The organism is Arsukibacterium tuosuense (assembly GCF_900215315.1).
Classification (GTDB): Bacteria; Pseudomonadota; Gammaproteobacteria; order Enterobacterales; family Alteromonadaceae; genus Alishewanella; species Alishewanella tuosuense.
This window is the reverse complement of record NZ_OBEB01000009.1, coordinates 73657-86003: the sequence shown is the minus strand read 5'-3', so window position 1 is coordinate 86003 and position 12347 is coordinate 73657. Positions and strand designations below refer to the sequence as shown.

Annotated in this window: 13 protein-coding genes; 2 read left to right on the top strand and 11 right to left on the bottom strand. The window is 49.8% G+C overall.

What is annotated here, in order from left to right:
* The 8 genes from CRO03_RS16785 to CRO03_RS16750 all read right to left on the bottom strand — a co-directional run bounded on the left by CRO03_RS16785 (position 1) and on the right by CRO03_RS16750 (position 6113).
* Entirely contained in the window at positions 1–525 is a 525-nt protein-coding gene (locus CRO03_RS16785; RefSeq protein ID WP_097112824.1) for a hypothetical protein, read from the bottom strand.
* A complete protein-coding gene (tatC, locus tag CRO03_RS16780; RefSeq protein WP_097112823.1) occupies positions 522–1280 on the bottom strand; it encodes a twin-arginine translocase subunit TatC in 759 nt (252 codons plus the stop codon). Before tatC ends, CRO03_RS16785 begins: the two co-directional genes overlap by 4 nt.
* On the bottom strand, positions 1270–1644 hold the full coding sequence (gene tatB, locus CRO03_RS16775; RefSeq protein WP_097112822.1) for a Sec-independent protein translocase protein TatB: 375 nt from the start codon (positions 1642–1644) through the stop codon (positions 1270–1272). The genes tatC and tatB overlap by 11 nt, the downstream gene beginning before the upstream one ends.
* Positions 1645–1890 (bottom strand): twin-arginine translocase TatA/TatE family subunit, encoded by a 246-nt coding sequence (gene tatA, locus CRO03_RS16770; protein ID WP_097112821.1) that lies wholly within the window; start codon positions 1888–1890, stop codon positions 1645–1647.
* Between the two features lie 53 nt (positions 1891–1943).
* Entirely contained in the window at positions 1944–3572 is a 1629-nt protein-coding gene (gene ubiB / locus CRO03_RS16765) for a ubiquinone biosynthesis regulatory protein kinase UbiB (protein ID WP_097112820.1), read from the bottom strand.
* Positions 3573–3575: 3 nt separating this feature from the next.
* Positions 3576–4184, bottom strand: a complete 609-nt coding sequence (locus CRO03_RS16760) for a ubiquinone biosynthesis accessory factor UbiJ (RefSeq protein ID WP_097112819.1) — start codon at positions 4182–4184, stop codon at positions 3576–3578.
* A complete protein-coding gene (ubiE, locus tag CRO03_RS16755) occupies positions 4184–4939 on the bottom strand; it encodes a bifunctional demethylmenaquinone methyltransferase/2-methoxy-6-polyprenyl-1,4-benzoquinol methylase UbiE (RefSeq protein ID WP_097112818.1) in 756 nt (251 codons plus the stop codon). The genes CRO03_RS16760 and ubiE overlap by 1 nt, the downstream gene beginning before the upstream one ends.
* Before the next feature lie 97 nt (positions 4940–5036).
* Entirely contained in the window at positions 5037–6113 is a 1077-nt protein-coding gene (locus CRO03_RS16750) for a GGDEF domain-containing protein (RefSeq protein ID WP_245861709.1), read from the bottom strand.
* Positions 6114–6292: 179 nt separating this feature from the next.
* Here CRO03_RS16750 and CRO03_RS16745 point away from each other — a divergent pair, with 179 nt between their 5' ends.
* Entirely contained in the window at positions 6293–8026 is a 1734-nt protein-coding gene (locus CRO03_RS16745) for a DUF885 domain-containing protein (protein ID WP_097112816.1), read from the top strand.
* Positions 8027–8135: 109 nt separating this feature from the next.
* On the opposite strand, the gene CRO03_RS16740 is transcribed toward CRO03_RS16745, so the two are convergent.
* Positions 8136–8366: a hypothetical protein gene (locus tag CRO03_RS16740; protein WP_097112815.1), complete on the bottom strand. Its 231-nt coding sequence runs from the start codon at positions 8364–8366 to the stop codon at positions 8136–8138.
* Between the two features lie 49 nt (positions 8367–8415).
* Positions 8416–8874: an EVE domain-containing protein gene (locus CRO03_RS16735; RefSeq protein ID WP_097112814.1), complete on the bottom strand. Its 459-nt coding sequence runs from the start codon at positions 8872–8874 to the stop codon at positions 8416–8418.
* A 64-nt stretch (positions 8875–8938) separates the two neighbouring features.
* Here CRO03_RS16735 and tesB point away from each other — a divergent pair, with 64 nt between their 5' ends.
* The gene (gene tesB, locus CRO03_RS16730; RefSeq protein ID WP_097112813.1) at positions 8939–9808 is read left to right on the top strand and encodes an acyl-CoA thioesterase II; all 870 of its coding nucleotides are present in this window, start codon (positions 8939–8941) and stop codon (positions 9806–9808) included.
* Here tesB and plsB read toward each other — a convergent pair.
* Positions 9805–12249: a glycerol-3-phosphate 1-O-acyltransferase PlsB gene (gene plsB, locus CRO03_RS16725; RefSeq protein WP_097112812.1), complete on the bottom strand. Its 2445-nt coding sequence runs from the start codon at positions 12247–12249 to the stop codon at positions 9805–9807. The genes tesB and plsB overlap by 4 nt on opposite strands.
* Positions 12250–12347: the final 98 nt, after the last annotated feature.

Genomic DNA, 12347 nt, shown 5'->3' with positions numbered 1-12347 from the left:
TTATTCGACCCGGCGAACCTTAATGGTTCGATTGTTATTGTCGTTGCCCAACGTAAAGGAATTAAGCATGCCGCGTTTAATATAATGTTGTTCGCCAACGCTTATGTCGTAGTAACTATTGTCATTCTGGCGCCAGATCTGACCGTTATCAAACTCAACAATCAGTTCTTTACGGGGGCTGTAGCTAATATTTTGCACCGTCAGGTAAAGCTGGTCCGCCTGTTTTTCAGCCGTTTTTTTATGCTCCAGACCAAAGTTGTCAGCGGGCGCTGCCGGCTTGCTGGCCGCTGCCGGTTTCCCTGCTCTGGCGGTAGCAGCAGTATTGCTGGCAGTGGCCGGGCTGGCTGATGCTTGGGCTGTTGCTACTACTGTTATTTCGTCATAACACACCAGCCGCTTTAAGGCGTTTTGCTGTTGCCGACACTCGGCAATAGCGTCTGCCATTGGGTCTGCGTGCAGCATTGGGCTCAGCAGGCTACTGCTTGCAAGCAGCAGCGTATTGATTAGGCAAAGTGGTTTTTTCATTGTTGTTCTTCCTCTGCAGTCTGTTCCGGGTCGGGCGCGGGTTGATAAAAGCGGCTTAACCATAAGCCGGCTTCAAACAGTAACCACATTGGCACCGCCAGTAAGGTTTGTGACAACACATCCGGTGGGGTGAGCAACATCCCCAGCACAAAAGCGCCGACGACAATATAGGGTCTTTTGCTGGCCAGGGTGGCCGGAGTGACAGTACCGGTCCAGACCAGTAATAAAATAGCCACCGGTATTTCAAATGATAAGCCAAATGCGAAAAACAGCTTTAAGACAAAGTCGAGATAACTACTGATATCAGTTGCTACGGTAACGCCGACCGGCGCTACGCTGGTAAAGAAAGCAAATACCAGTGGAAATACCACAAAGTAAGCAAAGGCAATACCGCTGTAAAACAGCAGGGTACTGCTGATGACCAGTGGGGCAACAAGACGCTTTTCTTTGCCGTACAGCGCAGGCGCAATAAATTGCCAGACCTGTAGCAAGATGTAAGGTATTGCCAGGCAGATTGCGACAATAAAGGTCAGCTTAAAAGGGGCGAAAAAGGGTGCTGCAACGTCAGTAGCGATCATACTGCTGCCCTCTGGCAACACCGCTATCAGCGGCGCAGCAAGTACCTGATAAATATCGGCGGCGAAATAGGCCAGACAGGCAAACACGACGATCACAGCAATAACGCATTTTAACAGCCGGTTGCGTAACTCGAGTAAATGGCCAAGCAGGCTATCGGCTTCCGGTTTAGTTTTCATGTTTATGTTCAACAGACTTGGTGTCAGTGTCAGTGTCAGTTTTAGCTGGCGCAGTATCTTTGATTTCTGGTTTAGCCGGATCTGCTGACGGCGGGTTAACGGACTTTGCCGCCGCCCGCAATTCATCTAACGCCGCTTGTTCATCCGGGGTCAGGTTCAGCAGGTTTTTGCTTTCTGCGTCTTTTAATTTCTGATGCAATTCGTGCACCCGCAGGTTTTCGCTAAGCTCGGCCTGCATCTGGCTGCCAAACTGCTTAATACTGCGAACGGTTTTTACGGTACTGCGGATGGCGCCGGGCAACCGTTCCGGCCCCAGTACCAATAAGGCAATAACCCCTATTACCAGCAGTTCCCAGAAACCCATTTAGTGTTGTTCTTTATCTGTGTGTTTGGCTTTGTCAGCCGGGATGTCGTTTTGCTCGCGCTTTTGTTCAGCCAATTGTTCCGGCTTGTCTTCCTCTGCCGGTTCATCTTTTATCGAGCTGCGAAAGCCCTTAATGGCCGAGCCCAGATCAGTACCGATGCCCCGCAATTTTTTTGTGCCAAATAACAAGACAATAATTGCCAGAACAATAAGTAACTGCCAAATACTAATGCCGCCAAAACCCATAATCACACCCTCTGTAATTTATGCTGAAATTGCTGCGTTAGTTTGCAACAAGTTTATGACAATAGTGCTTTTACACCGAAAAAGATAGTTCCGCCCAGCAGGGCACCAGCCAGCCATAATGGCCCAACGGTAAAGGCTATAGTACCACTTATCAGGCTACCTGCGGCAAGCGCTGCTGCAATAATTTGCCGGTTGGCTTTGTGTTGTTGTAATTGCAGCAATTGCAGTTGTTGCAACATCAGTGCCTGTTGTTTGGGGCCCTGTTCCAGATAACGATGCAGCAGGGTGGGCATTTGTGGTAGTTTTTCAGCCCAGAAGGGGGCGTTATCTTTAACCTGACGCCATAGGGCAGGCAAGCCGACCTGTTGCTTCACCCAACTTTCCAGAAAAGGCTTGGCAGTCTTCCATAAATCCAGCTGTGGATAGAGCTGGCGGCCCAGCCCTTCGACATACAGCAGCGTTTTTTGCAGCAATACCAGTTGCGGCTGCACCTGCATATTAAAACGCCGGGCGGTACTGAATAAATTCAGCAGCACATGACCAAAAGAGATGTCGGCCAGCGGCTTTTGGAAAATCGGCTCACAAACGGTGCGAATCGCACTTTCAAACTCTTCAACATTGGTGTCTACAGGCACCCAGCCCGAATCCAGGTGTAACTGGGCGACTTTCCGGTAGTCACGATTAAAAAAGGCGACAAAGTTTTCAGCCAGATAACGTTTATCTTCACTGTTCAGGGTGCCGACAATACCGCAGTCAATTCCAATATATTTCGGGTTTTCAGGATGTTCGCGTGATACAAAAATATTGCCCGGGTGCATATCAGCGTGAAAAAAACTGTCACGAAACACCTGGGTAAAAAAGACTTCCACCCCACGTTTGGCCAGTAACTCCATATCAGTGTGCTGCGCATTTAACGCGGCAATGTCTGATACCGGAATGCCATAAATCCGCTCCATTACCATGACATTCGGCCGGCTGAAGTCACTGTATACATAGGGAATGTATAGCGAATCAGAACCTTCAAAATTTCGGCGCAACTGAATGGCATTGGCCGCTTCGCGCTGCAAGTCGAGCTCGTCGAGAATGGTTTTGCGGTATTCCGACACCACTTCACGTGGTCGTAGTCGTTTACCATCGGGTAAGTAGCGGGCGGCGATAGCTGCCAGACCATCCATTAAATCCAGGTCAGCGATAATTTGTTTGCGGATATCCGGCCGGATCACCTTAATGACGACGTCAGCATCGCTGCCGTCAGTCTGGCGCAGCACGGCAGCATGTACCTGTGCTATCGACGCTGATGCCAGCGGCGTCACACTGAAACTGCTGAATAGCTCACTGATATCTGTCAGCTCCAGTGCCTGCTCAATTAACTGCTGCGCCTGTTCGCCGGGGAAAGGGTCCACTTTATCCTGTAGTCTGGCCAGTTCGTCAGCAATCTCAGCGGGTAATAAATCGCGCCGGGTCGATAACATCTGGCCAAATTTGATCCATACCGGTCCCAGGCTCTGCAACGCCAGCCGCAATCGTTTGCCTACCGGGTAGTCAGGGTAACGGTTGTGCAGCCAGAACGCACTTTTGCGCATACCCCTGGCATACCAGGGTTGCCAGCTGGCAGGGATCAGTTCATCAAGACCATATTGCAGTAGCGTTTTCTGAATGTGATAAAAACGGCTGAATCGCACCTGTTACTCCTTATCGCCGGGCAGACGGGCGAGCAGCCGGTCAACCCGGGCACTAAGGTCGCTGACGTCCTGGCTAAACTGTTGCAATTCAAGGCTGGCGGGGCTGAGTAATAACTCATCCTGTGCCAGCATAGTGACACTTTGCTCAAGCATACGGGTCTTTTGCTGTAAATAGCATTGTAACTGGCTAATACTTATCGCAATTTTATGCGCCATGGCATCGCCGACATAACCAGACAGGGCTTCCTGCCAATCCGGATTCAGGCTTTGCAGAAAATAGCTGTATTGCTGCGCAACCTGTATGTCCCCATCAATCTGCAGTGCATCTGCTTTAATCAGGCGGGTCAGCTGGCTGGCATCGCGTAGTTGGCGCAGGCTGGCTAAATCGGTACTAATGGCACAATCTACCACTTCATTGTGCTGGTTAAATAACAGGCGGTCAGCGCCGGCGGTAAGTACTAACCGCAGGTTAAACTCTCGCAACGTAAAAGCCAGCTGTTTACCCTGTAGTTTTTTTAAGCGCTCAGTGGCACCGTTATCCAAGCTGATCAGGCTTTGGCACAGGCGTTCGGCACTGGCACATAGCAGTTGCGGTAACAGGGCCGTTAACATCAGAATTTAAAGCCGCGGTGCAAAGCGACGATACCACCGGTCAGATTGTGGTAGCTTACTTCGGCAAAACCAGCCTCAACCATCATGGTTTTCAGGGTTTCCTGATCCGGATGCATCCGGATAGATTCCGCCAGATACTGATAACTCTCTTTGTCATTGGCAATTAACTGGCCCATCGCTGGCAGCAGTTTAAACGAGTACATATCGTACACTTTACTCAGCCATTGCTGCTCAGGCTTGGAAAACTCCAGCACCAGCAGGCGACCACCGGGTTTTAATACCCGAAACATTGATTTTAATGCCGCAGCTTTATCGGTTACGTTTCTAAGACCAAAACCGATGCTGATAATGTCAAAGCTGTTATCTGCAAACGGCAGGGCTTCGGCATTCGCCTGGACGAATTCAATATTATTGATCAGGCCCAAATCACGCAGTTTATCGCGACCTACATTTAACATCGACTCGTTGATATCGGCTAATACCACTTTGCCTGACGGCCCCACCCGGCGTGAGAACAGAGCGGCAATATCGCCAGTGCCACCAGCAAGATCAAGAACTTGCTGGCCTGGCCTGACGCCGCTGCAATCCAGGGTAAAACGTTTCCACAAGCGGTGAATGCCCAGTGACATAACATCATTCATAATGTCATATTTGGCGGCGACTGAATGAAACACATTTGCCACCAACGAGACTTTTTCAGCGGCGGGAACGGTTTTGTAACCAAAATGGGTAGTGTCGTGTTTAGGTTCAGTCATCAGGTTGCCTGTTTCAGCACTAAAAAGAATAGCTAGTGTAAAAGAATTGCCCTCACTAGCCAACAGCTGCTTACATACGGGAGAGGTGGCTTAAGGTTCAGCCCGGTTGCAGCATTAATTCATCAGCGACCTGATTGCGGCCCCGTTCTTTGGCCAGTTTCAGTACTTGCGAGCTGCGGGCGAGAAACTGATGCCAGCTTTCCTTGGCCTGAAATAACGACACCCCGAGAGAAATAGTAACTTTAGGCAGGCTTTTTTTATCACGGGAGGATACGAACCGCAGTTTTTCCACCCCTTTACGAACTTGCTCAGCAATTTCATTCGCCGTGCGTAAATCGATATCAGGCAGCAGTAATAAAAACTCTTCACCACCTGAGCGCACCGGCATGCCACTGGCCTGAACATAGCTGCCGACTTTACGCGCGACTTTACTGAGGATCACATCGCCTATGGTCTGGCCATAATCCTGATTAAAACGGCTAAAGTGGTCGATATCAACTGCGATGGCGGCAATTCGCCGTTCCGGCTGTTCAGATAACCAGAGATCAACCTGATTCTGCATGGCAATACGGTTATACAAGCCGGTAAGCGGATCCTGCATCCGCTGTAATTTAAGCTGTTCAAGTTCATGCCGAAGTTGATGGCTCTGCTTGTTAGCCATCTCCAGTTGGCTATGTAATTGCTGTTGCTGTTGTTGATAAGACTGGGCCTGAGCTTTAATAACGCCGGCAATATCAGCTAATTTAGCAGGCGCTGCAGCTAAATTATCTAACTGTTGCTCAAGCTGCTGAATAAACTCGCCCGTTGCCTCTGCCGCCAAATCGGTATAACCAGATAACCTGCCAACAATGCCTGTAACTTCCTGCAGTAGTTGTTCTTGTTCGGCATTTTCATCGGCCAGCCACCGCTGATATAACTCAGCCATAATAAAATCGTCTAAAGCCGTCTTGCTGGCGAGCTTCTGCTCAATCGCCTGACACAAACCTGCGTTGTTACCGCTGATGTAGTCGTACACCACCGCGTAGTTAATCGGGTGGATGGCAAGTTGGTTGTGCTGCAGGAAAGCTTTTACTAAGCCCGCTTTTTCCAGCGCTTGTTGCAGCGAATCCTGATACTTCATATGACGATGTTTAGCTCCGGGGCCAATCACTTTACTATTATATTCAGGTCCCATAGTAACCGAATCCGGCTCGCTGGCAACCAGCTATGTAAACAAAATCGCTCAGTCGCTGAAAATAGCGACAAACAGATCGGAAAATGTCGGCTCAGCGGCCGGTTTTGTCAGTTTAACCGGCTTTCTTCCGGGGTAAATCGGGTTACAATCGTTATAAGACTAGTGGAAGGAATAACACGATGCGAAATATGGTTACAATCACAGTGTTACTGGCCATGCTGGCAGGTTGCGCAGCAGCGCCGCTGTCAACTGATCCTGATCAGCGTTTTACCCAGTTAGCGGAACAAATCTGGCAGGCTGCAACCCGCCTGACTGAGAGCGAACCAGAACGCTTGCCCGATATGTCACCGGCAGCGTTAAGTGCAAGGCAGCAACAGCGTCTCGAATGGCAACAACAACTATCACAAGTGAACGTGCAAAAGCTGTCGGAACAAAATCAGATTAATCACGCGATATTGCAGTACCGGCTGGCAAATCAGATTGATGAGTACCGGTTTAATGCTCACCTGATGCCGTTAACGTCAGAATCTGGTTTCCATACGTCGGTGGCAATGCTGTTACAGCGAAGTGGCTTGCGCCAAAGCGCTGACTTTGAAAATTACCTGCAGAAACTGGCAACAGTACCGGTGTATATGCAACAGCAAACTGACTGGATGCGCCAGGGACTGCTGACCGGAATCACGCAGCCCAAAGCTGTACTGGCTGGCTTTGAACAAAGCATCAGTTCATATATTACCGAAGATATGACTGCCAGCGTGTTTTACCGGCCATTTCTGACCAAGCCTGATACTATTAATGATGAAAAGTGGCAGCAGCTGCAGGCCCGGGCGCAACAGCTGATTATTGACGAAGTAAACCCGGCATATCAGGCATTTTATGATTTCATGGTGCAGCAATATATCCCTGGCGCCCGCAGTACTATCGCCGCCAGTGCGTTGCCAGATGGTGCTGAGTTTTATCAGAACAGGCTCGAACACTATACCACGCTTGAACTGACCCCTCGTCAGGTACACGACACAGGCTTAGCCGAAGTAAAACGCATCCGTGCTGAAATGCAGGCGATTATTGATAAACTTGAATTTACCGGAAGTTTTGCTGACTTTATTCAGTTCCTGCGTACCGATCCGCAGTTTTATCCGCAGTCTGAGCAGGAGTTGATGCGCTACGCAGCATGGTTGTCGAAGAAGGCCGATGCTGAATTGCCCCGCTTATTTAAAACGTTGCCACGCACGCCCTATGGCGTGGTACCGGTGCCGGCAGAAATTGCGCCTAAGTACACTACTGGTCGCTATGCCGGGGCATCACGGGATGATCAGGCTGGCTTTTACTGGGTTAATACTTATGCGCTGAATCGCCGGCCGTTGTATGAGATGCCGGCGCTGACCCTGCATGAAGCGGTGCCAGGCCACCACCTGCAAATATCGCTGGCGCGTGAGCAAGCGAGCCTGCCCGATTACCGGCGTAGCTTTTATACCTCGGCATTTGGTGAAGGTTGGGGCTTGTATGCGGAATATCTGGGGCTGGAAATGGGCTTCTATGACGACCCCTATGCTGACTTTGGCCGCCTGACCTATGAAATGTGGCGGGCAGCACGTCTGGTTGTCGATACCGGGATGCATAGCATGGGCTGGAGCAGACAGCAGGCTATCGATTTTCTGGCAGCAAACACTGCGTTATCCATTCACAACGTGACTACCGAAATTGATCGTTATATTAGCTGGCCAGCCCAGGCATTGTCGTACAAGTTAGGTGAACTGACTATCAGACGGCTACGAAATGAAGCGGAACAACAGCTGGGTGACAAATTTGATATTCGTGGTTTCCACGATGTTGTGTTGAGTAACGGCAGTGTACCGCTGGCAGTGCTGGAGAGACAGGTTGCCGCTTATATAGCGGCAGAACTTGCCAACTAGCTACTAAATAAAAAGCCGGCATTCGCCGGCTATTTGTTGCTTGCTTCTACTGTATGTTAATGGTTGATAAGTTTACCGCTGATTCCACCAGGGTGGTGTTACTGCGACGTCAATGTCTCAGGACAACCTGAGGCTCAGTATCAATCTGGCCTTCATTGTCTATGGCAGCCATTTTATTTCCGGCAAACAACACTGCCACTTTGTGATTATTTTGTTGCCGGACAAACCGTAACTCATAGCCGAATCGCTGCAACTCTGCGACAGAAAACTTCTGTGCTAAATTGAGTTCGTCCCAGAAATAATGCATATCCTTATCCGTCTGGCGCCGCTCTTGAATCATACCTGGCTCCAACTACATGGACTTACGTTTTGGGATTCAGTCAGGCCGGTCAGGTAAGCGCTATAATGGTTTGCCACTCTGCGCGGGTAACAGGCATAACGGAAAGTCTGTTGCCTTTGCGAACTAATGGCAACTCTATCAGAGTAGCTAAGCTTTTCAGTTTGTCTAGTCTGATGAGTTGCTCCAGCTTACTGACAAACAGTAAATTAACCGCTATCCAGCGTGGTTGCTCAGTTGTCGATTTCTGATCAAAATAAATACTGTTACGGTCAAACTGGCTGGGATCCGGGTAAGCTGCTTTGACCACTTTGGCGATGCCGGCAATACCAATATCCTTGCAACTGGAGTGGTAGATAAAAACCTGGTCGCCAATGGCAACTTGATCCCGCAGGAAGTTTCTTGCCTGATAATTTCGGACGCCCTCCCAGACTATTGGCGTGTCGGGTGCCCGGGCGAAATCATCAATACTGCATTCAGCCGGTTCAGTTTTGAATAACCAGTAGTTCATCTTTGCCAGGTACCTTGCTTTGCGGCAGAATAGACAATGCAGAGTGTAGCAAAAGGACCGCTGAATGAGTCAGGTATTAGAAAATTTGTTATCGTTATTAAAACTGGAAACGATTGAGTTAGGGCTGTATCGCGGACAAAGTCAGGACTTAGGTTTTAAGGCGGTGTTTGGCGGGCAGGTAATGGGCCAGGCCCTGTCAGCTGCCAAAGAAACCCTGACCGAAGAGCGCAAGGTCCACTCTTTTCACTCTTATTTTTTACGGCCGGGCGATGCCGCAAAACCCATAGTGTACGAAGTAGAAAACATCCGGGACGGCAAAAGTTTCAGCACCCGCCGGGTAAGTGCCATTCAATATGGTAAACCTATTTTTTATATGACGGCGTCGTTTCAGACTGAAGAGCAGGGCTTCAATCACTATGATCCTATGCCAGAAGTCCCCGGTCCGGATGAACTGGTGTCTGATTTGGCTTTTTATCAGCAGCATGCTTCGTTAATTCCGGAAGCGCTGCGGAGTAAATTTATTTGTGAAAAGCCGATAGAGATGCGCCCGGTAGATTTTCAGAATCCGTTTCAACCGCAAATCAGTGCACCGAAACGTTATGTCTGGTTTAAAGCCAATGGCAATATGCCGGATGATATCAGGGTTCATAAATACTTACTGGCGTATGCTTCAGATTTTAACTTTCTGCCAACAGCATTACAGCCGCATGGTGCGTCATTTATGGCAGCGAATATGCAAGTGGCCACCATTGATCATGCTATGTGGTTTCATCAGGACTTCCGCTTTGATGACTGGTTACTGTATGCGGTAGACAGCCCCCGGGCCAGCGGTGGAAGGGGGCTGGTGCGGGGCCAGTTTTTTAACCGCAGCGGCGAACTGGTTGCCTCAACTATCCAGGAAGGGGTGATTCGCCAGTACGCCAGCGCCCGCTAAGGCGCGGTTTGCTGCGGCATGATACTTTGCAGGCTCTGCAGAATATCGTTGCGCAGCAAGGTGTTAACGGTCTGGGTCAGCTGCTCCAGCCGGCTACTGCTGCACACCTGATTACTACTGTCTGTGTGGCTTATGCCGGCCTCTTTTAATGCATTAATCAGAGTGGTAAATAGTCCTTTGTCGTAGTATTCGGGCGCGACAATGCCATGCAGATTAAGTAACCGCTGAGCGAGCTGATGGCCACGCTTTTCCAGATCGGCGCGGCTTAAAGGGCCCTGAGCCTGGATCAGATTCAGCACTATCGCATAACGTTGCAGGGTATCTTCGGCGTTATGCGCCAACAGACTTAGTTTAAAGTATTGGCGGCTTTGCTGAGCCGGCGCGTAATACTTGTCACCCTCGCACTCAACTAAACCTTGTTCGGTCATAAACTGCAGCAATGCCTGACAATAAGTATGCAGCGAGCTGACATACAAGAACAATTCTGCCCGCAGTAACGGATATAACTGTTCAATATAACCGAGTAGCTGCTGACTGCTGATACTGCGCTGATGTAACACCGCTGCAGCCAACAATGCCGGCAGCATAAATAAATGCAAAACATTATTACGGTAGTACGTGGCTAATACGCTGTGTTGTTCACTGAGGCCAATCAGCTCGCCGAAGCCATCGGTACTACTTTGTACTTTTTGCAATGCCAGAGCATGGTTTACAAGGCTGTCGGCATCGCCTTCCGGCAGGCTGACATGAGGGTGATAGGGCACCTGGCGTTGCAAGTTAAGATACAAGTCGAGTTGTTGGGTCAGCTCATCGCGGGTCAGAATATGTTTGTCCGTTGCCAGAATACTTAGGGCAATCAGGTTTGTGGCGTTCAGGGCCGCTGCCTGATTAATATGTTGCATTACCTGATTAGCCAGCTTGGCTACCACCGGATTCAGCCAGCCAGGCTTTTGCAATGCCAGCGGATGAATACTGCTTTTCCAGTCACTTACCTGTTGGTTTAAATACTGATTAAGCTGAATAGGCTCGCCAAAATTGACATAGCCGTAACCATAATCACGCAAATTGCGGATGGCTTTAAATACCCCGCCAATGGATTCTTTTTTCTTGCCTGACCCCTGCAGCTCATTAACATAGGTACTGACTTCCATCACATGTTCATAGCCCAGATAAACCGGCACCAGGGTTACCGGTCGTTCGATACCCCGCAACATTGACTGCACCGTCATGGCCAACATGCCGGTTTTCGGTTGCAGCAGCCGGCCGGTGCGGCTACGGCCACCTTCGGAATAGTATTTAACGGCATAGCCTTTACTGAATAACTGACTCAGATATTCGCGAAATACTGCCGAATACAGTTTGTTGCCGCTAAAGCTGCGGCGGATAAAAAAAGCGCCGCCACGGCGGAAAATAGGTCCGGCTGGCCAGAAGTTTAAGTTAATACCCGCTGCAATATGCGGCGGGACCAGCCCCTGATGGTAAATAACATAGCTTAGTAACAGGTAATCCATATGGCTGCGATGGCAGGGCACGTAGACAATTTCATGGCCCTTTTGTGCCAGCTCGCGCAACATGTCAGCGTTATTAATTTTGATGCCACTGTACAGTTTTTTCCAAAGCCAGCTCAGTACCCGGTCTCCCACCCGCAGTGTCGACTCACGATAATCGGCAGCGATTTCCTGCAACAACTTATGCGCTTCATGCCGGGCCACTTTAACGGAGATTTTTTTACTGCGTGCTTCATCTTCAATAGCCTGCTTTAATGCCGGCGATGCCAGGAGGGCATTGAACAGCTGGCTGCGATTGACCAGTTTTGGTCCGGTAGCTGCCAGCTTCTGCCGGTAAAAGTGAAACCGCGACATTCTAAGCAGCTTGCGCGCCGTATCCGTTTTGGCGCCGAATTGTGCTGCCATCTGGTTAAGAGATACTGCACGGCTCAACCGCACCAGGGTATGGCGGCCCGACACCAGCACAATTAATATTTTTGCCAGCCAGTGTGGCGCGTTAGCCTCGCCGAGTAACCATTTAATACTGTTCTCTTTACCGGGCGCCCGCCCCCATAAAATAGCAACAGGAACCAGCTGCGCATTCAGGTCGGGGTTGGTCAGATGTAGCTGCAGCAGTTGCTGGCCTTGATCCAGGGCGCGGGTTTTCGGTCTGCCACCGACAACGCTATGCGGCTTTACCAGAAATAAGGTGCGGGCCAGTTGCTGGCCATCAAGGGAAACAGGATCCAGTGGGTCGGGCAGCTCCAGCTTCTGACAAACCCGGCGCAGCGTCGCCAGATCACTGGCCGATTCAGTGTGACAAACGTAAAAAACAGGCCGGTTTACGTCCAGCGCCAGCTCAGTGACGGCGTCATCAGGCACAATTTTAAATTTTACCAGCAGCCGCAGCGGCCATTTTAATAAGACGGTAAGAATCGATAACAAAGAAAACATAACAATACCGGCGGTGAATCACAGACATACAAGAATATCATGGAAGCGAAAGCTGGCAAATTTGTCGTGCAGACAAAAACTTGGCAATTCTAAAAAGC

Bases quoted from the DNA above. Each gene is read 5' to 3' on its own strand.
- CRO03_RS16785 (WP_097112824.1), bottom strand. From the start codon at position 525: ATGAAAAAACCACTTTGCCTAATCAATACGCTGCTGCTTGCAAGCAGT.
- tatC (WP_097112823.1), bottom strand. From the start codon at position 1,280: ATGAAAACTAAACCGGAAGCCGATAGCCTGCTTGGCCATTTACTCGAG.
- tatB (WP_097112822.1), bottom strand. From the start codon at position 1,644: ATGGGTTTCTGGGAACTGCTGGTAATAGGGGTTATTGCCTTATTGGTA.
- tatA (WP_097112821.1), bottom strand. From the start codon at position 1,890: ATGGGTTTTGGCGGCATTAGTATTTGGCAGTTACTTATTGTTCTGGCA.
- CRO03_RS16760 (WP_097112819.1), bottom strand. From the start codon at position 4,184: ATGTTAACGGCCCTGTTACCGCAACTGCTATGTGCCAGTGCCGAACGC.
- ubiE (WP_097112818.1), bottom strand. From the start codon at position 4,939: ATGACTGAACCTAAACACGACACTACCCATTTTGGTTACAAAACCGTT.
- CRO03_RS16750 (WP_245861709.1), bottom strand. From the start codon at position 6,113: ATGGGACCTGAATATAATAGTAAAGTGATTGGCCCCGGAGCTAAACAT.
- CRO03_RS16745 (WP_097112816.1), top strand. From the start codon at position 6,293: ATGCGAAATATGGTTACAATCACAGTGTTACTGGCCATGCTGGCAGGT.
- CRO03_RS16740 (WP_097112815.1), bottom strand. From the start codon at position 8,366: ATGATTCAAGAGCGGCGCCAGACGGATAAGGATATGCATTATTTCTGG.
- CRO03_RS16735 (WP_097112814.1), bottom strand. From the start codon at position 8,874: ATGAACTACTGGTTATTCAAAACTGAACCGGCTGAATGCAGTATTGAT.
- tesB (WP_097112813.1), top strand. From the start codon at position 8,939: ATGAGTCAGGTATTAGAAAATTTGTTATCGTTATTAAAACTGGAAACG.
- plsB (WP_097112812.1), bottom strand. From the start codon at position 12,249: ATGTTTTCTTTGTTATCGATTCTTACCGTCTTATTAAAATGGCCGCTG.